Source organism: Rothia dentocariosa ATCC 17931 (genome assembly GCF_000164695.2).
GTDB classification, from domain to species: Bacteria; Actinomycetota; Actinomycetes; order Actinomycetales; family Micrococcaceae; genus Rothia; species Rothia dentocariosa.
Map to the genome: position 1 here is coordinate 2447008 of NC_014643.1, position 23441 is coordinate 2470448.

Below are 23441 nucleotides of genomic sequence, written 5' to 3' on the forward strand. Positions count from 1 at the left end.
AGTGGTAATTTATACCGGTTCCCTCCCCCACCGACGGTGTGGGAGGGAACCCTGATGTTTGAGATATTGTGTATATTTCCTCAGGTGTGAGAGGTGATTACGCCCTCTTGCGGAAGGTTAGTGCAAGCACCAAGATAATCAGACCCGCTATAGAGAGCAACACGTTATTTGCATTGTTCGCGAACCAGCGCGAGAAGCCGCTAAGCTCAGCGCCAATGATATTGGGGGCGCTATTGCTGTCGGACTGTGTTGCCGCGGTAGTTGCATTGCCTTGGGTACCGTTTTTACCGGGCGCGGCCTTGGCCGTGTGAGTTTTCTTGGGTGCGCTCTTGGCGTGGGCACCGCTGTTACTACCGTTCTTTGCGGCAGCTTTAGCGCGTGCCTGCACACGGTTGATGAGCGTATCGTTTTCCAGTTCAGCAGCAGCCCCAAGAGAAGCCTGCTTCGTAATGGTGCCTTGACGGGCTGTAAAGTTGATTCCGGAGCTCTGGGTGGGAATAGGTGCCACAGAGCCATATCCTGATCCGTTGTTACCCGACCCGGCATCATAGCCGCCTGCGATTGAACCATTGTTAGAGGCGTGATTACTACTTACAGGGGCTAACGTGGAGCCGTCAGCGCCAGCAATCGTAACGGACAACGTCACCGAATGCTGCTCGTCGCCCTTCTGTAAACTACCGGTCAGGAACGTGATATCGTGAACGGTGCCCACGCCCCATTTATCGCTATTTGGGAACGGCAAAGTATAGGTAAAATTGCCATCAGCATCAGCCTGAATAATGGCCACAACACCACGAGACGCATAGTCTTTACCGTTATAAACCACGGCACGGTCAAGTTTGATGTCACCGCTATCGTATTTAACGGCGATAACGCTATAGGGGCTCCATCCAGAACCGTTAACGACGATTCCCTGACCGTGGGTCACAGTCTTAGGACCGGTTACGGTAGCATTACCGTCGGACGCCGTCTGAGTCTCAACGACAGGGGCGGGATTAGGTGCAGGTGCGTTATTTTGTACACCCTGGTTCGCAGCCCCACCCTGATTATCTGCTGGGCTAGGCTGAGCGCCGGCGTTACCGTCTTTCTGATGATCCTGTGCAGAAGGTTCAGTAGGTTGAGGCTCTAGTTTCTTGGTGTCATTAGCTGAAGGGTTACCTGGCTGCTGACCATTATCCTTTGGATCCTCGGCAGTGGCAGGAGCATCACCTATGGTCACCTTGAGAGTTGCCGAATGCTTCGCAGCGTTGCCCTTTTGCAAACTGCCACTCAGGAAATTAATCTCGTGCTGTGAACCATCCGTCCACTTCTCAAACCCGGTTGAATTCTCAGCGTTCGGGAACGGCAGCTTTGCGGTGAATGTACCATCAGGATTAGCCGTAACGACGGCTACAACACCGCGTCCAGCCCAATCATTACCGTCATATGTTACGGGATTCGTAGACTTGACTTCACCGCCGTCGTACTTCACGGCGATCACAGAACCGGTACCGTCGGCATTCTTCCAGCCGGTACCGCTAACCTCGATTTCCTGACCATTTTTCGCGTATTTCACACCGGTCACGGTAACGCCGTCGGACTCAACAGTCTGCGAGTTCTCAGAAGCGGCAGGAGCAGGATTATTTTCTGCCGGTTGAGGAGCTGGTTTCTCATCTGCTTTAGGCTGCTTCTCTGCTTCGTTCTTAGCAGCGTCGTTAGCCTTGGGCTGTACCGGAGTTTCCTCAGCTTTAGGAGTTTCTTCTGCCTTCGGAGTATCAGCAGGAGTCTCATCCTTAGCTACCTCATCAGTCTGAGGCTGCTGTGCAGGCGTTTCTTCAGCCTTTGGAGCTTCTGCAGGGGCCTCATTCTTGGGGGTTTCTTTCACCTGAGGCTGTTCAGGAGTCTCCTCCTTTGGAGTTTCTTCTACCTTCGGAGTTTCGGCTGCCGGAGCTTCCTCGCTCACGGTCACCTTGTGAGTTGCTGAGTGCTGCTCATCCCCTTTCTGCAGACTGCCGCTCAGGAAATTAATCTCGTGTTCTGAGCCGACGGCCCAGTTAGCATTGGTGGGGAAAGGGATGGTTGTGGTGAAGTTACCGTTCGCGTCTGCCTTAATAACCGCTATAACACCGCGTGCTGACAGATCCTTACCGTCGTGCGTCACCGGTTCTGTGGGTTTAACATTACCGCCATCATATTTCACAGCGATAAAGGTATTAGCTCCCCACCCCGAGCCACTAATCTCAAGACCCTGACCGTTCTTAATAATCGCGGATCCGGTAACAGTAGCAGTATCGTTTGCTTTCGCGGCGGGTTGTTCTACCTTACCTTGAGGCATTCTCTCGTTGCCTTCACCCGGAACCTTCACAGCAGGATCCTGTGCCTGCACATTATTACCGGCTTGGGCGGGGGTAGCATCCGGAGTTTGGCCCGGATCCTCAAGAGCGGTTGCGGGAGTTGTTACGCCGGGTGCAAGCAAAGCACCCGCAAGCGCTACCACGGCACTGTAGCGGGCGGCATGATGTGCGTGCTGTGTCATCGTTATGTTCCGTTTCGTGTATAAGGTTTTCAAGCTCTTTCAAGACAGCCCCAGGGGCATGTTGCTGTCTTTCAAAAGCATTTTGTGTATCTTCAGCGTATTCGTCGTTGAGTATTCAAGAGCCTAGATGCGGCACCTCCTCAAGCGAGGTGCCGCGTCTAAAATCTAATCCTACTGTCCCTGATTATTGTTTTGATTTTCGAGTAGTTTGCTGCGAACATCCGCAACAATACCGTTCATCAACAGGGGACCACCGGTTGAGGTCCATTTAGAACCCTCAACCGTAATAATATGTTCGTTCTGGTAGGCTTTCAAATTCGTGAAGCCAGATGTGGCCTCTGCCTTCTTCAAAACTTCTGATGCACCATTGGCGCTAGCATCACCTTGAACATTCGGGTTCTTCTGGCTTGCGCCACCCAAAGTACCGATAAACATGTAGTCTGCGTCAATATCCGAGAGGTTCTCCAAAGAGACCGGCTCTGAGTGACCCTGCCCTTCACGATCCTGTGCCGGGGGACGCTGCAGCCCCAAATCTGAAAGCACCTGACCGGCAGGGAGTTCCTTCAAGATCAGTGCGGGGCCGTTACCTGCCCAACGCACGATCGAGAAGGTCTTATCACCGTACAGAGGTTCTAGCTCCTTCTTGAGCTGCTCAGTAAGTTTTTCGTAGTCTTCCTCAACCTTCTTACCCTGGTCTACCAGGTTAAGAGCATCCGCTACCCTCTCAAAGTTGATGGTCCAATCACCGCCAGCGTATCCGGTATACACCACGGGAGCAATATCCTGCAGAGTCTTGTATGCCTCTGAACGTTTATCCACGCCTGTGGAATCAGCCAGAATAAGGTCGGGCGTGAGGGAGGCAACCTTATCGTAGTTAACCTCAGACACAGAACCGACAAGTGTAACGTCGTCTCCTACCTTATCTTTGAGGTAGTTAGGCACAGTCTGCTGACCGCGACCAGAAATAGCGCCTACAGGCTTAACACCAAGTGCGAGTACCGCGTCCAAAGTAGGTTCTGAGAGAACTACAACGCGCTGCGGTTTAGTAGGTACCGTAATTTCTTCCTCATCTACATTCTTAACGACGCGAGTCTCACTTTCGGGAGATTCCGAAGAGTCAGAAGTCGTAGATTCCTGGCTGCATGCTGCAAGTGTAAATGCAGTGCCCGAGGCAAGCGCCATACCTAGAAAGTTACGGCGATTTACCATGAATTGAGCTAGTGACGCTGGGTGTTCAAAAGACATATTTCTCCTAAGACAAATAAACTCTACCTAACCTTACCGTCATATATGCCCTACTTCAAGGAAAAACTCTCATGGTTAACGTTAAGAATCGTCAATCTTTTTACCGATATGTGGTTTTTTCATTGGAAATACAGGTTTTTTATAGTCATTGCATAAAGCTATAAAGACATTATGTCATCAAAAATATTTCACGCTTTAACCGTTTACAGCGTCACAATACGCGCACAATGCACTCAAATTTTTAAGAACAACTGCATCCATCAGAGAGATTTATCCCGGTGTGAGGATGTGACCTCCACTTCTTTCGTACACTCTCTCCTAGAGAACGCAAAGCAGCAATCGCGGTCTGCGGATCTTCTGCCCCATACACCGAGCTGCCTGCAACGAAACAGTCCGCTCCGGCTTCCGCAGCTCGCACAATCGTTTCCTCCGTAATCCCGCCATCAACCTGAAGTCGCACCGGGATACCGGACCCTTCAAGCGCTGATGCGGCGCGACGGATTTTAGGCAAAGTGACATCAAGAAATTTCTGCCCGCCGAAGCCTGGTTCCACTGTCATAATCAGGAGCATATCTATTTCTGTAAGCAGATCGAGATATGGTTCTACGGCAGTTGCCGGGCGTAATGCCAACCCAGCTTTTGCCCCGGATTCTCGCAGAGTACGTGCCAGTTTAATAGGTGCGGTAGCCGCCTCCGCGTGGAAGGTTACCGATTCGCTGCCTACGTCGGCATACTGGGGAGCCCAACGATCAGGATCATCAATCATCAAGTGCACGTCAAAAGGCACGGGCGAAACTTCGCGCAGACGCTTAACAACCGGAGGCCCCCACGTCAGATTTGGTACAAAGTGGTTATCCATCACGTCAATATGTGCCGCATCCGCAGTCGAAATGCGTTCTAACTCGTGCTGTAAATTTGCAAAGTCGGCAGAGAGTATAGACGGATTAATAGCAACAGACATGAGAAAACCTCCTCAACATGACATACGGATATTCGGATAACAATAATCGCCGCACTAAAAATACGGTTGCATTGCGCGATTCTAATTCTTACGGAAAAGTGCGAGGAACATAGCATCAGTACCATGAATATGCGGCCACAGCTGTGCAGTCGTTGATGCTTCATCAAGAATATCTTCCTGACGAACCGAGGAGGATTTTTTAAGGCGCACCTGTGGACGATACCCGGGAGCCTTATCGCCCGCAAGAGCGCTTCGTCCTTCATCGCTCGGCAAGGCAACGCGTTGAAGTATCGACTGTGTATCCAGCAGACGCACTTTTCCAGTCTCCAGTATCTCCGCAACAATATTTTGAGTCTCAGCAGCATGCGGTGAGCAGGTTACATAAGCGATCACACCGCCAGGTCGCGTAACTTCACACGCAGCTTCCAGAAGCTGACGCTGCAGAGGCAGCAAATCGGCAATATCACGCGGGGATTTACGCCAGCGTGCCTCCGGACGCCTGCGAAGGGCGCCTAGCCCCGAGCAGGGAACATCAACCAGAACACGGTCAAATTTCTGTTCCGGCTCGATGCCCGCGGGTAACCGCTCAGCATTTTGTGCAAGCGTTTGGGATATCTCACGCCCGTCCCCGGTAAGAACAACGTACTCGTCGGGAGAAAGCGGACGTAAAGATTGTGAAACCAGTTTTGCACGATGCGCTGCCGACTCATTCGCCACCACCCGAGCACCACGCTGCGCGCCCAAAGCCGCCAACAGTGCAGCCTTACCGCCCGGACCGGCACACAAATCAAGCCACGCAGAGTCTTGCCCTTCAAGAGGAGCTGCAGCAAGCGCGCGAGTAACCAGCTGCGAACCTACATCCTGTGCGCGCACAGTACCCTCACGAACACTTTTCAACCTGCCTAAATCGCCAGCAGAATATAAAGCGGAGTCCTCCACCAGTTCGCCCTCTACCGCGCCTTTCTCGAAGGCTTCCTGCAGGTCGCCTATTCCGGGAAGTGCTATAAGGTTTACCACAGGTGCCTGGTTATCGGCCTCAAGAAGCTCCTGGATTTCGGCCGGAGACCTGCCATGAGCCGCAAGCGCTTGGCGCATGGAACGCACAATCCAGGTTGGATGCGATTTTGCGAGCGCAAATTTTTCGGTGTCGTCCTTGGCATCAGCTTCCAGACGGGCGTACCACTCCTCACGGCTACGCTCACTGACGCGTCGCAGCACCGCATTCACAAAGTTCGCGGGACCACCGCCGATCTGAGCACGGGCTAATGCGACGCTTTGGTTAAGGGCTGCATGGGCAGGCACGCGCATACTCAAGAGCTGGTGAACGCCCATACGCAGTACAATCAACGTGGTTGTACCGATTTTCTCTAACGGACGATCCGCACAATGCGCTAAAATGGCGTCGTAGGTGCCTTGGCTACGCAGGGTTCCGTAGGTGAGTTCGGTGGCAAAGCCCGCATCCCGATGGTCAAGATGATGGGCACGAATCGTGCCGGGCAACACGAGATTTGCGTAGGAGTCGTTTTGCGCTACCGCGTTGAGAACCTCAAATGCGACGAGGCGCGCGGGGTCTGCAGAGCGTGAGCGCTGTGAGGGCGCAGTCGCAGAGAACTCACGGGACGAAAGCTGCTTACGGTTGCGCTCATGCCCACTCTTATTGCGTTTGGAAGCACCACCTCCGCCGCGTTTCATGCCATCGTGGGAGCGCTGGGCACGTTCGTTTCGGCGTTGTTCACTAGTCTTACCGTCAAATCGTTTCGATGATGTACCGCGATTTCGCGGATTCCGTGAGCCATTCTTATCGTTATAACGTCGCTCCGTCATGAGAGCATTACCTTTCCTTCGGCGAGGTTGCTACCGAGACCGCGTGCCCAGGCGAGCGCGTCCATCATTTTTTTACCAGCAGGTTGTACACGTACCAGTTCTAAAGCGCCGTCCGCCGTACCCACATAGAGTTTTTTACCACGAAGTTCAAGCTGTCCAGGAGCCAAGGTACCGGCCTGATCGCTCAGACGCACACCGCCGATCTTAAGTCGGTTCCCCGAAAATTCACACCAGGCGCCAGGTTCCGGGGTTACTGCGCGAACTTGAGCAAGAATTTTGTGGGCGCTTTGGGTGAAATCTATGCGCGCATCGGCGTTGGTCACCTTTGCCGCGTAACTGACGGATTTGTCCTCGCGCTGCGCGGTTCCGGGCTCACCTGCCTCAAGCCGTACAAAGGTATTCGCCAACAGCTCTCCCCCGCTTTGCGCTAGACGTGTGAGAATGCTCCCGGCAGTATCGTCTTCCGTCACCAGCGTGGATTCTTCTTCGAAGACCGCGCCAGTATCCAACCCGGCTTCTAGAAGGAAGGTATTCGAGAAAATCTCGTTTTCTCCCGCCATGAGAGCACGCTGTACGGGTGCGGCCCCTCGCCACGCGGGCAGCTTCGAAAAGTGCAGATTAACCCAGCCGTAAGGAAGCATATCGAGCGCATGTTGCGGCAGAATTGTGCCATATGCGACCACGGCAGCAGCTTCGGCTCCCAGAGGGGCTATCTGCTGTTGGGTCTCCGGCAACCACCGGTTCGCTTTAACGATAGGCAGCCCGAGCTCTTCAGCGCGTTGTGCTACGGGCGAGGGGGTCAGGATGCGTTTTCGACCTACCGGCGCGTCCTCACGCGTGAGCACTCCAACCACCTGAACCCGCGGGGACTGGACAAGCGCATCGAGAGGGTGCACAGCGATCTCGGGGGTTCCCGCGTAGAGAATTTTGAGGGTCATGGGTGCCTCCTTAAACCTGGTGGAATACGGTAGGTATGTCTATGCTCTGAAGCTGCCTAGGGAGGCGCCGAAGCTTCCTCCAACCCGCATTGCTCGTTCGGCAGAGGTCTGCGCTGCCACCTTGTTGTAGTCTGCAGCTCGGATGGTGCGCATAACCCGTTTACGATCTTCGCCGACAAGGCGATCGATAAAGAGTTTGCCGTGAAGATGGTCGGTTTCGTGTTGGAGCATACGCGCAAATAGTCCTTCCCCTTCAAGCACTAGGGGCTTTCCCGTCTTGTCTACGCCTCTCACCCGTGCCCAGTTCATGCGCGGAGTATCTGATTTTATACCGGGTACCGACAGGCATCCTTCCCCTCCCTCTTGAGGCTCCGTTCCGGTCTCAAGTACGGGATTGATAATATATCCTTCGCGGCCGTCAATGCCGCCAAAGGTAAAAATTTGTTTGGAGATACCAATCTGAGGCCCAGCCAGCCCGACTCCCTCAACGTCGTACATGGTGTCAAGCATATCGTCGATCAGTTTGGCAAGCTCCCGATCAAAAACGGTGATAGGCTCACATTCGCTGCGAAGAACGGGGTCGCCTACGGTACGGATACTCAGAATTGTCATATGTCTCCCTGATGCGCTTGTTATGGTACGCAGATATGCTCCAAATAGGGTGAAGGGCTGTCAAATACCAGCATTCTATTGTACCGGCTGAGGTATTCGTCCAAATAGAACACTCGTGATTATTTTGTTGTTCTTCTACCGGGTTTACTAGGCTACCTGTGTGTGATCTCCCGAAGACGGTTGACCTGCCACAGGAGGCGGAACTACCGGCATGAGCGCGTCGTCCGGGAATTCGTGAACTGTACGGTTATACTCCCAGACCCTCCGCAATGCACAGAATTTATACCAGTTCTGTTCAAGAATCTTTGGATTTGCCTGATGCGGCACCACCTGTGTTTCGCCCAGCGCCACACCCATCAGGATGGGGGCATCACCGTATTTCCAGGGTTCCCAGGTTCCCGCGACGGGATCTACCAGCGATTCTTCGGCTTTGAGCCCGGCAACCAGTTGCATAACCACCTTGTCGTCAAGGGGTTTAACACGCCCTCGCCGGTCGGTGCCTTTAGTTTTATAGTCAATAATGCAGATTCGTCCGGCGATCTGGGCGACAAGGTCCAGCGTTCCGGCGTAACCTACGGACTTATTCCAGATAGTAATTTCTGCGGCGAGTGGTTGAGGGCGAAAAGCGTCCCACCATTCATCGAACCTATCCGCATAGGCTTGTTCGCCGTTGCGGATAAGCTGTTCTCGACATCCTTCGACGTTGTGTTCCGCTCCCATGGCGCGTAACGCAATATTCTCGGCGTAATTATGTACCCTGTCACCACGCTCAGCCGCAGCATCTCGGTACCGTTCGGATGCGGCCGCCGCGTCACGAATAATAGCGTACTTGAGCCCCGAGGATCCGGCAGCACGATAAGCTCTCTGGTCTTCGAGAGCAGCTTTTGCAGCCATATAGCCGTGCCACCCGCTCATATCGGTAGCGTGCTGACCGATAACGGTTGTGATGGAAGGAACTAGCAGCTCTCCGCCGCGTTTACGGGAGTACATGCGGCCGTAATCGGTTGGATTTGCTAGTTCTGGTGCTGTCACCGAGTACCTTCTTGATCTGCGGATAGTGATTGGGGCTGTATACAAAAACCCCCGTTGCGGATGTACAAACGGGGGACTCGTGCGTGATACTGGGTTCGAACCAGTGACCTCTTCGGTGTGAACGAAGCGCGCTACCACTGCGCCAATCACGCCTACAGATAAACACTATACCGAGTGGGGAGATAGCGCGTCAAATATGGGTTGTTGCCCTTGTTTGAGGCGTCAGAAGGGCATTTGGCGTCCCGTTAAAAGGCAACAAAAATCCCCAGATCTCCGTGATCTGAGGATTATTCCTAGTGTGACCCCAACCGGATTTGAACCGGTGTTGCCGCCGTGAGAGGGCGGAGTACTAGGCCGCTATACGATGGGGCCATAGCATCGAGTGATGCTCGCTGGGGTACCAGGACTCGAACCTAGAATGACGGTACCAGAAACCGTTGTGTTGCCAATTACACCATACCCCACTATTTCATTATGTTGTTCCGGTAAAACCTCAACGATTTTCGCCGCAACGAGTAATAACTATACCGGTGCTTTGTTGCATCATGCAACTTCGTACCTTGAGATGGTCGTCACAAAAGTCTGCCCAAAATTTATACCCAGCCTCTAGAACCTCCGAATGCACGCCATTCGGTGAAGGCATCCAAGAGATGCCTTCACCCGACGCATACATGTTATTCAAGCGGCAATATAAACTTACCGGCTAAGCAACGATAGTCATCTCACCTGCTATGCGCTATTTTGCGGGTTCGGGCGCTGAAACCTTCACGGAATCAAAATTACCCATGTAACGCATCATATAGGCTGCCATAGCATCGCGCTTGACCGAGTCATGCGGACGGAACGTACTGTCAGGCCAACCGGTGGAGAGCTTCGAGAACTGGAACCACGAAATTTCCTTGACAAAGGGGCTTCCCGAAACATCCGTAAAGGTTGCTTTCTGCTGAACTTCCGGGGATCCTGCGGCACGATAGAAGAAGGCCGCCATAGCCTCGCGGTTTATTGAGTCTTCAGGACGGAAGGTACCGTCTTCCCAACCTGTCGTAATACCGGTTGCCTTCAGCCACGCAATTTCCTTATAGAAGGGGTGGGTTGTAGGAACATCACTGAAAGGAGATTCCGCGGGTGCCTCAAATTCAGGAGAACCCGCCAGGCGATATAGGTACGCTGCCATTGCTCCACGTTCGATGCTCTCCAAGGGATGGAATCCGCCATCGGGGTAACCGGTTGTGATGCTCTTCTCCCCCAGCTTGATGATGTCGTTCTCAAAGAGGTTGCCAGCAATATCGTTATACGACACGTTGGTCAGGGTCCTGTTATCGCCGCCCGTCAGAGGGGCAGGGTAACCCGCAAAGGTTTCCTGCTGCGGGGTGATCTGCTTGACCTCTACCTCTGGATTTTCCACTGTCATATTCTCCGGGGTAACCTTCACCTTGGTAATAGAATCAGCAGTTTCTTCTTTGGAAGTTAGCGTTCCCTGGGCGTAATCCATACCGAAGGGAATGGTCGTATCGGGGGCAAAACCATCCTTATTAGCGATATAAACCTCACCATCAGCACCCAAGGTAATATCGTTGGCACCCTTAGATGCTGACTGCACTTCTCCAATAAGACGATCAGCGCGACCATCAATCACGCCAACCTTACCGGTAGCAAAATCCGTAACGTATACGAGGTCACGATCTTCATCATTGACAAGCGAAAGTGCCTGCTTACCGAAAGGAATAGACTTCTTATATTCTCCAGTCTTGAGGTCATACACAGTCACCCCGGAATTACCCTTAGACTCGCCGCTCTGACGGTCATAACTGCCTTGTGCAGAGACGTAGATCTCCTGTTCAGAAATATCAATGGCAATATCGGAAGGAAGAACATCAACGCCTTCGACATCGGCGTGGGTCTGAATTTCCTGCAAAACCTTAAAAGTGCTCGTGTCAATCACATAGATTTTGCCGGTGGTGCGCTCGGGAACGTAAAGTTTACCATCATGAATAGTGGTATTCATACTGATATAGCGCTTACCTTCTTCGTCTCCACCCACTTTGATCTTCTCGACCTTATGGGTCTTCAGATCAATGGCAGATACGAAGTAACGACCCGTCACAAATGCTTTGCCGGAGGCAGCATCCACCTTTACCTCGCGCGGATGCTCGATCCAACTTTCATCTCCCTCTTGAGCTCCGTAGTTGGTCCACAAGAGATTGAGATTATTCTGATCGTACACAGACACAGCGTTATCACGAGTATTCGTAACCCAAATGGTGCCATTCTCATCGTCAACATCAATACCAAAGGCACCCAAATTCTTATACCCAGCGTTGTATCCGGTACCGGCTCGGGTGATAGGTAAGGTGGCTATTGCTTCTATCTGGAGAGTCTTCTCATCCAGACGCGCAATAGTCGATACGGACATATCGCGGTTAGAGCCAGCAATGAAGATTTTGCCGTTCTTTGAATGGCGAATCTGATACTGCCCTGGAATCCCCTGCACCTGTTGAGCCTGAGCAGCAGTAATCTGCTGCGGGGCAGGAGACTCTACCGCAAAGGACGCGGGCACTGCAAAAGGTGCCCCCATGAGCGACATCGAAAGTGCCCCAACGGTAGCTGCTTTGAAAGGCTTACGCTGAGCTTTAGTGAGCAAAAGAACCATATAAACTCCCTAAGAGAATGACGGACACTAAAAATTAGTTACCCTATAGTTAAAACTTAGGGTAGGAGTACCTAAGAAGGTGTACCCCCTATATTCACGTCTTTCCTCCCAAAAAGCAATAGAAATATCATCTATGACGTTTATTTTCTTAGAGACTTATCGTCATCAAAATCTTGGAGCACGGCAGAATCTCCGAATTTTCACGGAAGATAAACCAACATTTACGATTCCTTACGACATACACAAAAAGCCCTGAAGATTACTTCAGGGCTTTCGCAGAGCGGTTGACGAGACTTGAACTCGCGACATCCACCTTGGCAAGGTGGTGCTCTACCAACTGAGCTACAACCGCAATATTCTGTTTTCACAAAATAACGAGCCGGAATCTTTCATTCCGACGCGCTCACAAGTAAATACTATACTGTACCGTTTGATGGCCCGCAACTCTTACACGCATAAATCTTTTCTTGACATTCTCCAGCTCACTATTTTCCCCATGTCTACAGCACGCTGACTAGGGCTTATAGGCATGATAGCAAGCACGTATATTTTCTACATGATGCCCTTTACAGAAGCTTAGAGCACGCCAATACGCTACAGGATGTTCACGAGTTTGAGGATTCCTGCCGACGATGATGCTGATGTCCCAGGTGATGCGCGTGCTCAGCAGAAGACTCAACGGCTGCATCCGCGATGGATTCCGCATGCGAATTACGTTCGGATCCCGTACCAATCCCAGTGCGGCGTTCCCCTTCGCTGGGCGTTACGCCATCCTCAGTCATCTCATCTACCATGCGGATCAAGAACGACTTCGCATAAATAATGCCAAACCCAAAGAGAAGCGCGGCCAGAACCCAAATGACGAAGGTTACCCAGTCCCAGTGACCGCCCAACCAAACCTTTACGCCCATGTAAACTGCCAATGCTACGGCAGACATGATGGCGGCGAATGTTACATCGCGTCGAGTCATGCTTTATCCTCCTCACCAATTTCCAGCCGCTCTTGGGCGTTTTCTATGGGTTTGTCCCCCACCAGGGCTTCGCCTCCCGGCTGGTGGCCGCCTACTTCGCGTTCACGTGCAATCTGTTCATCATCAAACTTAGCTTCATGATACGCCGCGAAATACGCTAAGGCGCTGGCTAACACAATTATCACAATGGTCCAGATAGATCTCACTGCATCCGCAATAGTGGCAATAAGCAATACAATTGATGCATTCGCAAATGCCATCACGGTTCCTTTGCGCAAAGCACGCACGATGTATTTGTTATGGTTCACCTTCACCTCCCACGATGCACAACCATATAACCAGCATAAGCCGAGAGCCATACATTCCTCTAGCGCACAATGTGTAAGGCTTATATCTGCATCCGACTCTTGCGCGCAGAAAAACCCGGTGGCTCGCGCAAACTCGTGAACCACCGGGTTACCCTCAGAAAAGATGCAGCTATGCGTTCGGGCTACCCCCCGAGCTCAGCAGCCAAAGCCCGCACACGGTTGAGAGAAGATTCCTTCCCCAGAATCTCCATGGATTCAAAGAGCGGGGGCGAAATACGCTCACCTGAAACGGCGATACGTACCGGTCCGAATGCCAAACGCGGTTTGATCTCAAGCCCCTCCACGATAGCGGAGCGCAGGGCAGATTCGATACTTGCCGCATCCCAGACTTCGAGGGCTTCAAGTGCCTCTAAAGCGGCAGCAAGAACCTGAGGTGCAGATTCTTTAAGCTGTTTACGGGCGTCATCGGCAATCGTGATCTCTTCATCAGCTTTGAAGAGGAATGCAAGAAGCTTCGGGGCTTCACCCAAGAGCTGCATACGTTCCTGCACCAAGGGAGCAGCCTCTGTCAGAATCTGCTCTTCATGTGCTGAAAGTTCCTCACCAACAACGCCAGCGGCCTGCAGATAGGGCACCAGGCGGTTTCGGAAATCGTCCGCCTCCAAACGACGAATATGATCGCCGTTAATAGCCTCTGCCTTCTTGACGTCAAAACGTGCCGGATTGCCTACCACATCGTGAATGTCGAAGTGCGCCACTAGGTCATCGACTGAGAAAACGTCCTGATCTGCGGATAGTGACCAGCCTAGCAGAGACAGGTAATTCAGCAGACCTTCTTTAATAAATCCGGCATCGCGCAGCAGGAAGAGATTCGATTCGGGATCGCGCTTCGACAGTTTCTTATTACCCTGCCCCATCACATAGGGAAGATGCCCAAACTCGGGGATAAATGTGGTAACGCCCGTATCAATCAGTGCCCGGTACAGTGCAATTTGGCGCGGAGTTGAAGACAATAGATCTTCGCCGCGAAGCACGTGGGTTACGCCCATCAAAGCATCGTCCACAGGGTTCACGAAAGTATACAGGGGGTCACCGCTAGAACGCACCACAACGTAGTCCGGGACAGACCCGGCTTTGAAGGTAATCTCACCACGTACAAGGTCGTTGAACGTAATATCCTCATCGGGCATACGCAAACGCCATACGGGTTTACGGCCTTCGGCGCGGAAAGCCTCTTTCTGCTCGTCACTCAGGTGACGATCATAGTTATCGTAGCCGAGCTGAGGATCCTGCCCCGCTGCTTTACGGCGTTCCCGCACCTCATCGGGGGTCGAGAAATCCTCATAGACATACCCGCCCTCAATGAGCTTCTCGAAAACCTTCTGGTAAATGTCCTCACGTTTGCGTTCAGACTGACGATACGGTTCATGGGGGCCGCCTACGCCCACACCTTCGTCCCAGTTAATGCCCAGCCAGTGCAGACTGTCGAGCACTTGGTTGAACGATTCTTCCGAATCGCGTGCCGCATCGGTATCCTCAATACGGAAAATGAGCTTACCGCCGGTATGGCGCGCATAAGCCCAGTTAAACAGGGCTGTACGTACCATGCCCACATGCGGAGTTCCGGTCGGTGAAGGGCAAAAACGTACGCGAGTTTCGCGTGAATCGTGCAGATCGGGACCGGGATATTCGGTCATAGTAGGTTTTCTCCTGAACTTATGTATCTCAAAATCATGCTGCTGTGCGGCCTATAGCGCTGAGGAATCTATGTTTAGCACTCTCAGCCTAAACTAGGCTCTAACTGCGGATGCGGGTTACCAGGGCCCCAATGCCTTCGACCTCAACCTCGACCTCATGACCATCACGAAGGACGCTGATACCCGCCGGGGTTCCGGTCAAGATAATATCTCCGGGAAGAAGGGTAAAGATCTCGGATGCTGCGGACACGAGCTCCGCCACCGAGTAGTGCATATCAGAGGTGTTGCCTTCCTGCACCACGTCACCATCAACCCAGCTCGTGATATTCAGCGAGTCGGTATCAAGCTCCGTTTCGATCCAGGGCCCCAGTGGGGTTGAGCCGTCAAAGCTTTTCGCACGAGTCCACTGTGTGTCCGTCTCCATCACGTCACGTGCCGTCAGATCGTTGGCTACAGTGTATCCAAAAACAACCTCATGCACACGTTCCAGCGGAACCGACTTTGCAATACGACCGATGATAACCGCCAGTTCGCCTTCAACGCTGACCGCTTCGGAATACTCGGGGAGAGTCACTGGATCACCAGGGCCGACCACCGTCGTATTTGGCTTGATGAAGAACTGCGGGGCGGCAGGAGCCGGAGTACCCGCCCAATTAGCAAGAGCACCAATCACCTTGGAGCGTGGAATGATGGGGGCAAGCAAGCGAACATCCTCAAGCTGATAAGTCTTCGAGGTGGTTTCAACACCGGAGTAAAACGGATCGCCCGCGAGAACATGCAAAACTTCGCTGCCGTCCCCTCCTTCAACCACACCATAATGAAGATCGTTATCTACGGTAAATCGTGCAATACGCATACCTTCTAGAGTACCAGTCATTCACACCCCTCTCGATACGCAAAAAGTGACTTTCCGATTGAAAAGTAGAGCTTATCGTCGGAAAGTCACTCTCTGCACGTTTCACGGATGCGCCCGGCGCAGTAACCGGGGGTTATTAGACGAGGCGGGTCATCCAGCCATGACGGTCCTCTACTGTACCGGTCTGAATACCCACGAGCTCTTCACGCAGGCTCTTGGAAATCTCGCCAAATCCTTCGGAAGCCGCAGGAATCTCAAAATCAGTAGCCTTGAGCTTTCCAATAGGGGCAATAACCGCTGCGGTACCGCAGGCACACACCTCTGTAATATCGCCAGAAGCCACACCGTCACGCCACTCGCTGAGGGTGATGGGGCGTTCCTCAACGGTCATTCCGCGATCCTTCGCCAGCTGCAAAATCGAGGAACGGGTAACGCCCTCTAGAATAGTTCCGGTAAGTTCGGGGGTTACCAACTTATTCTCTTTACCGTAGATGAAGAATACGTTCATGCCGCCCAGCTCTTCAAGAGCATCGTTACGGTGCGGGTCTTTGAAGATCACCTGTTTACAGCCGTTTTCTTCACCTTCAAGTTGGGCGATCATGGCGGCAGCATAGTTACCGCCGCATTTTGCGGTGCCAGTACCGCCTTCACCAGCGCGAGCATACTTCGTGGACAGCCAGATGTCCACCGGCTCGGGGGTACCGAAGTAGTTGCCAGCAGGCGACCCAATCACGTGATACTCCACGTGACGAGCAGGGCGAACCCCCAGATATGCCTCGGTCGCAATCATAAACGGACGGAAGTAAAACGCCTCTCCCTCACCGCTGGGAACCCATTTTTCGTCTGCCTGTACCAGCTGCTTCAGGGACTCGATAAAGGTCTCTTCGGGCAGCTGAGGCAGTGCCATACGATGCGCCGAGCGGTTCAGGCGCGCCGCGTTCTTCTCAGGTCGGAATGTCCACACTGACCCATCCGAATGACGGTAGCCTTTAATACCCTCGAAGATTTCCTGGCCATAGTGAAAAACCGCAGCGGCGGGATCTAAACTGAGCGGACCGTAGGCGTGCACCCGCGCATTCGACCATTCACCGCCGGTTTTATAATCACCGTTCCAGTCGATGCTGACCATATGATCCGTAAAATAGTCGCCAAATCCGGGGTCGGCAAGAATCTCGGCTCGGCGTTCGTCACTCGCGGGGGCGGGGTTCTTTTCACGGCTAAATTCAAGTGCCATGGTGTAATCCTATTCTGTCAATTCTCTCTGCCAATAGCATCGGCGGCGCGAACCTCAAGGTGGGAGGCAGAAGCGGCATCGCTTACGAAGCTCATCAGTGCGGCTTGTGACCACGCCAGCGGACGACGGGGCGGATGTGCCCGTTGCACATGTTTTAGAGTACCTGATGAATAGGCACAACGCACACGCAACCCACCGCCGCCCATATCGTGAAAATCGAAGGCGGGGCGTAAGCTGCCTCAGCCTTAACTAGCTTAGGAACCCTAAGACATCGTTACCAACTTCGTCGGTGCCTCGGGTGCGGGCGCCGTTGGCACGCATATCAGCCTCGACCGCATCCTCAATACGGACCGCCGTCAACTCATAGCCTAGGTGCCGCAGAAGCATTGCTCCCGCGAGGATTGCGGCGGTCGGGTTTGCTTTGTTCTGCCCCGCGATGTCGGGGGCTGAACCATGCACGGGCTCAAACATTGAGGGGAACTCCCCTACCGCGTTAATATTGCCTGAGGCTGCGTAGCCAATACCTCCGGTCACTGCACCCGCCTGATCGGTCAGGATGTCGCCAAACAGGTTATCGGTTACGATCACGTCGAAACGCGAGGGATCGGTGGTCATGAAAATTGTTGCCGCATCAACATGCAGGTAATCGGTTTGCACTTCGGGGAATTCGCGCCCGATCTCTTCAAAAAGACGGGTGTACAAACGACCAGCGTGTACGAGTACATTTGTTTTGTGGATGAGGGTCAGCTTCTTACGGCGGGACTGTGCCAGTTCGAAGGCGTACCGGATCAGCCGACGAACACCGTGGGCTGTATTGATGGATACTTCGGTTGCGATTTCGGCATCGGTACCGCCGCGAATAGTTCCTCCATTACCCACGTAGGGCCCTTCGGTACCTTCGCGCACCACCACGAAGTCGATCTCTCCAGGGTTGCTCAGCGGCGACACTGCCCCCGGGTACAGCCGTGCGGGACGCAGGTTAATGTAATGGTCGAAAGAGAAGCGCAGCTTCAAAAGCATTTCACGTTCGATCAGCCCTGAGGGAATCTTACCGCTGCGCGGATCGGCGCCAATAGCGCCGAAAAGAATCGCATCGTGCTGTTTGAGAGACTCCATCGTACTCTCGGGCAGGGTTTCGCCGGTTTTAAGCCAGTGCTCGGCGCCAAGTTTATAGTCGGTGGAATCTACGCGAATAGAATCAAGCTCGCAGGCGCGTTGAAGCACACGCTGCGCCTCGGTAATAATTTCAGGTCCGATGCCGTCGCCAGCGATCACGGCAAGGTTGATGGAACGTTCAGTAGTCATACCTCTACCCTACTGCTGGCACGAACAATTGCGCAGATTTTAGGCCATGATTCTCAGAGTATGGGCATATATATTCCCGCATAATCTCGCAGTTTTGAGAGGTCTTATTCCAGATTTTGCAGCCTCATGACCTACACGAGTACATACAAAATTCATCCTTCCGAGTGATTACCTGTTTTGAGGGCGAACGTTACACTTAACCCATGGATCTAACGAGCCGAATTAACAACTACATAGATAGGAACTACCGCTGGTTTAATATCACGGTAGTTGCTTTCATGCAGATGTTTGTTCTGCTCATAGCTCTTGCAATGTCCTATAGGGATAGCGGCATTACTTTTTTCATTGCATGCATCAATACGACCGCCCTTTATTTTCGGTACCGGCATCCTTATGGGTCAATCTGGTTTGTTCTCGTCTCCACCGCTCTCACTCTATTTATTCCGGATGTTTTGCCCGTTCATCTGTATTTTCCGGTAGGCGTAGCGGCTTATCATATCGGCAGGCACTGGAAGAAGAAGCTGCGGGTTCGCATGTTTATTGCGGGCTGGGTTGGTGCCTTTGCGGTAGGGGCTCAGCTTTTTATCATGCTGCTTCCGCGGGGCGAACAATTTGCCGCTGTTATAAGCTCGATTATCATTACAACCTTATGCGGTGCGATTTATTCCGTGCTCTGGTTTATCGGTGATTCAAGGCGTACTCGCATTATTCGCCAGGATGAGCTTCGAGAGCGAGCGATGCGCCTCGAATTTGAGCAGGAACAGGAACGGCGTCTTGCGGCGCAGGACGAGCGCACCCGCATCGCCCGCGAAATGCACGATATTGTGGCGCATTCACTTTCCAGCATCATTACGCAGGCTGACGGCGCCAGGTATGCCGCAGCCGCGATACGGACCACGACGACTCAGCCCGCCGAAACGACTAACCTTCAAGAGCATGACGCCTCTATCGCGGAACAGACGCTTGAAACTATTGCAGTCACCGCACGCGATTCTCTCACGCAGATGCGTTCCCTTCTGGGGGTTCTTCGTACCGGTGAAGACACCATGTACGCTCCAGCGCCTACAATTCACGAAATTCCCGCTCTGGTTGCGCAGGCTCGCAGGTCAGGAGTTAATATCGACTTCGCTGGTATTACCGGTACCATAAGTGGCGCCCTCCCTCAGGGAGCTGATCTAGCGGCATATCGTGTAATCCAGGAAGCGCTCACCAATATCGTTAAACACGCCCGCGATGCTGAGATCGTTACCCTCTCGGCTGTGTGGAAACGAGATGGCCTGTATTTGGACGTGTACAACAGCGCTCCAGCGCATCACAATAGCTCGGATGCTCCATATTCCTTCGTGCCGGGCAGCGGTAACGGTCTCTTGGGTATGCGCGAGCGCATCACAATGTATGACGGAACCCTGCATTACGGCCCGGATCTGCAGGGTGGTTTTAGCGTGAAGGCCTGGCTGCCGTACCGCGAAACGTAATGGGAACCCAGTATTGTAAAAGTGACAGAACATATTAAAGGAAATCCTATGAACGAACAGATTACCGTGATGCTGGTTGATGACCAGCAGCTTGTACGCGGCGGTTTGAAGATGCTTATCAATTCGCAACCTGATCTGCAGGTTGTTCTCGAAGCTGATGACGGCGCAGCGGCGGTTGATAGCTATGCCCGTATGGCTGAAGAAGGTACCGCCCCTCAGGTGGTTCTTATGGATGTTCGTATGCCTATTATGGATGGGCTGGAGGCTGCAAAAAGTATTCTAGAGCTCAACGTTCCTGATTCCAGGGTTATTATGCTGACTACCTTCGACGTCGACGAATATGTCTATGCGGCGGTACGTGCCGGGGCAAGCGGTTTTTTGCTGAAAGATGCGCCTCCCGAAGAACTTCTGGGGGCGATTCGGACAATACACCGCGGTGATGCGGTGATCGCCCCTTCCGCTACACGCCGCCTGCTGGAACATATGATTCCGGTGTTGGAGGTTCATTCGGAACAGGATTCTGCCAGTGTTGCCCCCACTCCTCAGGAGGAGCCGCAGCTTCTGCATCAGGAACTCATGCAGACTCTTTCGCCGCGTGAGCATGAGGTACTTCGTCTGATTGCGCAGGGTCTTTCCAATGTGGAGATCAGCCGCGCGCTCGTGCTGTCAGAGGCCACGATTAAGACCCACGTCTCGCATGTTCTGTCAAAACTTGATGCCCGCGATAGGGTTCAGGCCGTGATTATGGCCTATGAGGCTGGGATCGTTTCGTAGGCTCCTTGTGTCTACATCTACCGTTGAAGACAGAACCTGTGAAAAGGCTGAAAAATCATTCTTGGGAATGATGAATATCCGTCGAGCCAACATTTACGGTTATATAGTAGACCGATATTTATGATGTAATACGCCACAGGATTTTTTACATGATCTCCTCTCTGCTCTCGCTGATATATGCAAATCTGCGCGCATCTTGGCGTAAATATATTTTGACGGGACTGGGCATTGCGGTTGCAGCTTTTTTCCTGAGTGCCGTGCTTCTTCTCAATACAATCATTTCCGCCACATATGTGGCGCACTACGGCAATCAGGTACGTAACAGCGATGCGGTTGTTGCTACCAACATCTCGGGGCAAGCCAAGGAGAACTCGTCAGGCGCTCTTTCGGTTGAGGAAGTTGAAGATATCCGTAATAGCCCCCAGGTGGCTGGTATCCGGGAAGACTCGGTAGTTTCAGCCATGTATCATGACGCGCCGGGCGACCCTGTGCCCTATGCGATTTCTCAAGCTCCCACTGACCCGGATTTGTTTCCTTATCAGATACAGGGGCGAATGCCACAGAATGATCATGAAATTCTGCTCCCAGAGTCGCTTCGTGAGTCTTTGCATCTCAACATAGGCGATAAATTTCACGGCATTGACCCGGTCGCAACAATAAAGCTGCCCACTCCCACGTCCATTACAAATTTTGAGGGCGGCACACTATCTTTAGAAGATTCTTTGCCCACCAAGGAATATACGATCACTGGTACTTTCCGCTCTCCGGACCTGGGGTCTGAAGATTCAATAACAATTTTTGCCGGTGGCACTATGCTGACAACGGTATCGAAAATTGCTCATCGCGAGCATAAAACAAATATTGTTCATGATGCGCATATAGTTGCGGTCAAGCTCCGTGAGGGTGTTTCGGTTGAAGATTTTAAGCGGGAATTTACCGCGCACCACGACGATCATGGGTATGTAGTGCCAGCGCATGAATATGCCCACAAATTAGAACCGGACATAGGTTTTGCCAATGATCTGCTCACCGCAGCCCTTTTAGGTCTGGCAGCATTAGCCCTCATGGTCTCTGCTTTTGTTATCACCAATACATTTAGCGTGTTGCTTTCTCAGCGCACCCGCGAGCTCGCTCTGCTGCGTACTTTAGGAGCCAGCCGCCCCAATCTTCTCACTATAGTGCTGGCAGAATCTACGGTTTTGGGAGTTCTCGCAGCTTCTTTAGGTATTACACTTGCCTACGCTCTTTGGGCGGTTATCACGTCGTGGGCCGCTCATACATTGGTTTTCACTTTTTCCCTGGTCCCTTTGGGAGTTACTCTGCCAGTGTGTGTTGCCGTCACCTGGATCGCCGCTCTTAAACCCGCCTATGCAGCATCAAAAGTATCGCCTGTGCAAGGGCTTCGTGATGGCGTAGTACAGCAGGTTTCTACCTACGGTAAGCGTCAGGGGGTTATCGCTCTGTTATTGCTTGTGGCGGGTATTGTGGCGTATGCAGTCTTCATAAGTAAATCCTCTGAGCACGTGCCTGATGGCATGGAGGGCACCCATAGCGTTCAAGTGCTTATTGTGGGTATTATTGCTGATGCTCTCTTATGCTTTGCTATTTTGACGGCAGCCCATAAAATACTTTCACCGCTCGTGAAGTTCTGGTCCTCTCTGATAGCGCGTACCCTAACGGGGTCTATCGCGTGTAAAAATGCGCTGCGTTCTCCGGCACGTATGGTGTCGACCGGGCGAGCCCTCCTCGTAGGAATGATGCTTATAGCTATGGTGCTTACAGGTTATGTGACCCTTAAGGCATCTGTCACAAGCTTTATACAGCAGACAGACCATCCGGCAGCGGTTCTAACGTTTAATGGCTCCAAGGATACGGAGGGTAACTCCTCTACTGCACGCAATTCTCAGAATTCTGAATCCACTGCAGAACGGTATATGCACCAGGCACAGGATGCGCAGCGCAGGGTCCAAGAACTGCCGTCCGTACAGTCTGAAGCGTTTGTACAATATGCGGGAAACCTCACCTGCGATGATGATTCTCATACTCTCACAACTTCAGATGGGCCGGTGAATGAAGCAGGCAGTAATCCCAGCGCTGCAGCTGGCACTCCTGACCATACTGATCTTCCCGCTGCCTATGCGGTTTCACCCCAGGATATTGACATAGTATTGCCTGGTACCTCCGAAACGATATTGCAGGGTGATGTGGTGGTTCTGCCTCGCTCAGAACAACATGCCTTGCAAGGGCATAAGCCACCTAGTTTTACACTTCATGGACCGCGTGGAGACCTACGACTTACTGCGGTGTACTCACAAACTGATGACCATACCCCCTATATCTCACGTGAGACCGCCGCCAATGTACAGGATCTTGATCATCCCCAGCTTCTTGAAGGTTCTTCTTCCACTGGAGAGTCCTATGTGGTAGTGCGCGCCAAACAGGGATTGAGTTCTGATGAAAGTACAGAATTACGGAATGATCTAACGGATATTTCCCGTACAACACACGGGTTATATCTCGCGGGCATTCTAGAGATGCGCGCTGCTGTCGAAATTTCCCTTATCGTTATCATGTATACCATTCTGGCTATTATCGCTCTTATGGTACTGATTTCGGTGTTAGGGGTAAGTAATACTTTGGTGCTCTCAGCCCATGAACGAAGCCGCGAAAACGCACTCCTCCGCACTCTGGGGCTTTCGCGTCAGCAGTTACGTTCAGTCATTATGATTGAAGCTATTCTTATCACGCTCTCAGCGCTGCTGGTTGCTCTCATCGGCGGCACGCTTGCCGGGTTTATCCTGACACGCGCTATCACGCCACATAGCATTGAGATCATCTACCGAATTCCCCTGACGGAATACTGTATAGCCTTCTTCGGCGCTTTAGGGATTGCTGTCTTAGCTTCGTGGGTTCCCTCCGTACGCGCTTCAAAAATCTCACCGGTTCAGGCGCTTCGAGACGATTAAGTCTGTGCAGATGCTATGCAGCATATAAAAATTACTACCTGTACCAAGTATTTAATAGAACACATTCCTACTTATATA

The 23441-nt window shown here is 52.4% G+C and carries 17 protein-coding genes and 4 tRNA genes; 3 read left to right on the forward strand and 18 right to left on the reverse strand.

Features of this window, described 5'->3' with window-relative positions; genetic code table 11:
- Positions 1 to 97 precede the first annotated feature (97 nt).
- From HMPREF0733_RS10415 to HMPREF0733_RS10500, 18 genes are all read right to left on the reverse strand, one after another.
- A complete protein-coding gene (locus tag HMPREF0733_RS10415) occupies positions 98 to 2515 on the reverse strand; it encodes a hypothetical protein (RefSeq protein WP_013399277.1) in 2418 nt (805 codons plus the stop codon).
- Positions 2516 to 2686: 171 nt separating this feature from the next.
- A complete protein-coding gene (locus tag HMPREF0733_RS10420; RefSeq protein WP_013399279.1) occupies positions 2687 to 3760 on the reverse strand; it encodes an ABC transporter substrate-binding protein in 1074 nt (357 codons plus the stop codon).
- Positions 3761 to 4001: 241 nt separating this feature from the next.
- Positions 4002 to 4721, reverse strand: a complete 720-nt coding sequence (gene rpe / locus HMPREF0733_RS10425) for a ribulose-phosphate 3-epimerase (protein ID WP_013399280.1) — start codon at positions 4719 to 4721, stop codon at positions 4002 to 4004.
- Between the two features lie 81 nt (positions 4722 to 4802).
- Positions 4803 to 6545, reverse strand: coding sequence for an RsmB/NOP family class I SAM-dependent RNA methyltransferase (locus tag HMPREF0733_RS10430; RefSeq protein WP_041321819.1), 1743 nt, complete (start codon positions 6543 to 6545; stop codon positions 4803 to 4805).
- A complete protein-coding gene (gene fmt, locus HMPREF0733_RS10435; protein ID WP_013399282.1) occupies positions 6542 to 7483 on the reverse strand; it encodes a methionyl-tRNA formyltransferase in 942 nt (313 codons plus the stop codon). Before fmt ends, HMPREF0733_RS10430 begins: the two co-directional genes overlap by 4 nt.
- A gap of 39 nt (positions 7484 to 7522) precedes the next feature.
- The gene (def, locus tag HMPREF0733_RS10440) at positions 7523 to 8095 is read right to left on the reverse strand and encodes a peptide deformylase (RefSeq protein ID WP_013399283.1); all 573 of its coding nucleotides are present in this window, start codon (positions 8093 to 8095) and stop codon (positions 7523 to 7525) included.
- Positions 8096 to 8242: 147 nt separating this feature from the next.
- Complete coding sequence (locus HMPREF0733_RS10445) at positions 8243 to 9127, reverse strand: hypothetical protein (protein ID WP_013399284.1); 885 nt, start codon at positions 9125 to 9127, stop codon at positions 8243 to 8245.
- An 80-nt stretch (positions 9128 to 9207) separates the two neighbouring features.
- Positions 9208 to 9279: transfer RNA gene (locus tag HMPREF0733_RS10450), tRNA-Val, on the reverse strand.
- 147 nt (positions 9280 to 9426) lie between these two features.
- A tRNA-Glu gene (locus tag HMPREF0733_RS10455) sits at positions 9427 to 9499 on the reverse strand.
- 20 nt (positions 9500 to 9519) lie between these two features.
- Positions 9520 to 9591: transfer RNA gene (locus tag HMPREF0733_RS10460), tRNA-Gln, on the reverse strand.
- Between the two features lie 272 nt (positions 9592 to 9863).
- Positions 9864 to 11777 (reverse strand): S-layer homology domain-containing protein, encoded by a 1914-nt coding sequence (locus HMPREF0733_RS10465; protein ID WP_013399286.1) that lies wholly within the window; start codon positions 11775 to 11777, stop codon positions 9864 to 9866.
- Between the two features lie 279 nt (positions 11778 to 12056).
- Positions 12057 to 12129: transfer RNA gene (locus tag HMPREF0733_RS10470), tRNA-Gly, on the reverse strand.
- Between the two features lie 253 nt (positions 12130 to 12382).
- Complete coding sequence (locus tag HMPREF0733_RS10475; RefSeq protein WP_013399288.1) at positions 12383 to 12748, reverse strand: hypothetical protein; 366 nt, start codon at positions 12746 to 12748, stop codon at positions 12383 to 12385.
- The gene (locus HMPREF0733_RS10480) at positions 12745 to 13056 is read right to left on the reverse strand and encodes a hypothetical protein (RefSeq protein WP_244864738.1); all 312 of its coding nucleotides are present in this window, start codon (positions 13054 to 13056) and stop codon (positions 12745 to 12747) included. The genes HMPREF0733_RS10475 and HMPREF0733_RS10480 overlap by 4 nt, the downstream gene beginning before the upstream one ends.
- 182 nt (positions 13057 to 13238) lie before the next feature.
- Positions 13239 to 14753 (reverse strand): glutamate--tRNA ligase, encoded by a 1515-nt coding sequence (gene gltX / locus HMPREF0733_RS10485; protein WP_013399290.1) that lies wholly within the window; start codon positions 14751 to 14753, stop codon positions 13239 to 13241.
- A gap of 100 nt (positions 14754 to 14853) precedes the next feature.
- Positions 14854 to 15609: a fumarylacetoacetate hydrolase family protein gene (locus HMPREF0733_RS10490; protein ID WP_041322158.1), complete on the reverse strand. Its 756-nt coding sequence runs from the start codon at positions 15607 to 15609 to the stop codon at positions 14854 to 14856.
- 136 nt (positions 15610 to 15745) lie between these two features.
- Positions 15746 to 16843 carry a branched-chain amino acid aminotransferase gene (locus tag HMPREF0733_RS10495; RefSeq protein WP_013399292.1) on the reverse strand — a complete coding sequence of 366 codons (1098 nt, stop codon included), beginning with the start codon at positions 16841 to 16843 and terminating at the stop codon, positions 15746 to 15748.
- A 249-nt stretch (positions 16844 to 17092) separates the two neighbouring features.
- Positions 17093 to 18148, reverse strand: a complete 1056-nt coding sequence (locus tag HMPREF0733_RS10500; RefSeq protein ID WP_013399294.1) for a 3-isopropylmalate dehydrogenase — start codon at positions 18146 to 18148, stop codon at positions 17093 to 17095.
- Between the two features lie 278 nt (positions 18149 to 18426).
- Between HMPREF0733_RS10500 and HMPREF0733_RS10505 the strand changes: the two genes are divergently transcribed.
- From HMPREF0733_RS10505 to HMPREF0733_RS10515, 3 genes are all read left to right on the forward strand, one after another.
- Positions 18427 to 19623 carry a sensor histidine kinase gene (locus HMPREF0733_RS10505; protein ID WP_244864739.1) on the forward strand — a complete coding sequence of 399 codons (1197 nt, stop codon included), beginning with the start codon at positions 18427 to 18429 and terminating at the stop codon, positions 19621 to 19623.
- A 48-nt stretch (positions 19624 to 19671) separates the two neighbouring features.
- Positions 19672 to 20397: a response regulator gene (locus HMPREF0733_RS10510; protein ID WP_013399296.1), complete on the forward strand. Its 726-nt coding sequence runs from the start codon at positions 19672 to 19674 to the stop codon at positions 20395 to 20397.
- Between the two features lie 149 nt (positions 20398 to 20546).
- Positions 20547 to 23363, forward strand: a complete 2817-nt coding sequence (locus HMPREF0733_RS10515; RefSeq protein WP_013399297.1) for an ABC transporter permease — start codon at positions 20547 to 20549, stop codon at positions 23361 to 23363.
- Positions 23364 to 23441: the final 78 nt, after the last annotated feature.

Coding starts and splice junctions, on each gene's coding strand:
- HMPREF0733_RS10415 (WP_013399277.1), bottom strand. CDS start 2,515: ATGACACAGCACGCACATCATGCCGCCCGCTACAGTGCCGTGGTAGCG.
- HMPREF0733_RS10420 (WP_013399279.1), bottom strand. CDS start 3,760: ATGTCTTTTGAACACCCAGCGTCACTAGCTCAATTCATGGTAAATCGC.
- rpe (WP_013399280.1), bottom strand. CDS start 4,721: ATGTCTGTTGCTATTAATCCGTCTATACTCTCTGCCGACTTTGCAAAT.
- HMPREF0733_RS10430 (WP_041321819.1), bottom strand. CDS start 6,545: ATGACGGAGCGACGTTATAACGATAAGAATGGCTCACGGAATCCGCGA.
- fmt (WP_013399282.1), bottom strand. CDS start 7,483: ATGACCCTCAAAATTCTCTACGCGGGAACCCCCGAGATCGCTGTGCAC.
- def (WP_013399283.1), bottom strand. CDS start 8,095: ATGACAATTCTGAGTATCCGTACCGTAGGCGACCCCGTTCTTCGCAGC.
- HMPREF0733_RS10465 (WP_013399286.1), bottom strand. CDS start 11,777: ATGGTTCTTTTGCTCACTAAAGCTCAGCGTAAGCCTTTCAAAGCAGCT.
- HMPREF0733_RS10475 (WP_013399288.1), bottom strand. CDS start 12,748: ATGACTCGACGCGATGTAACATTCGCCGCCATCATGTCTGCCGTAGCA.
- gltX (WP_013399290.1), bottom strand. CDS start 14,753: ATGACCGAATATCCCGGTCCCGATCTGCACGATTCACGCGAAACTCGC.
- HMPREF0733_RS10490 (WP_041322158.1), bottom strand. CDS start 15,609: ATGCGTATTGCACGATTTACCGTAGATAACGATCTTCATTATGGTGTG.
- HMPREF0733_RS10495 (WP_013399292.1), bottom strand. CDS start 16,843: ATGGCACTTGAATTTAGCCGTGAAAAGAACCCCGCCCCCGCGAGTGAC.
- HMPREF0733_RS10500 (WP_013399294.1), bottom strand. CDS start 18,148: ATGACTACTGAACGTTCCATCAACCTTGCCGTGATCGCTGGCGACGGC.
- HMPREF0733_RS10505 (WP_244864739.1), top strand. CDS start 18,427: ATGCAGATGTTTGTTCTGCTCATAGCTCTTGCAATGTCCTATAGGGAT.
- HMPREF0733_RS10510 (WP_013399296.1), top strand. CDS start 19,672: ATGAACGAACAGATTACCGTGATGCTGGTTGATGACCAGCAGCTTGTA.
- HMPREF0733_RS10515 (WP_013399297.1), top strand. CDS start 20,547: ATGATCTCCTCTCTGCTCTCGCTGATATATGCAAATCTGCGCGCATCT.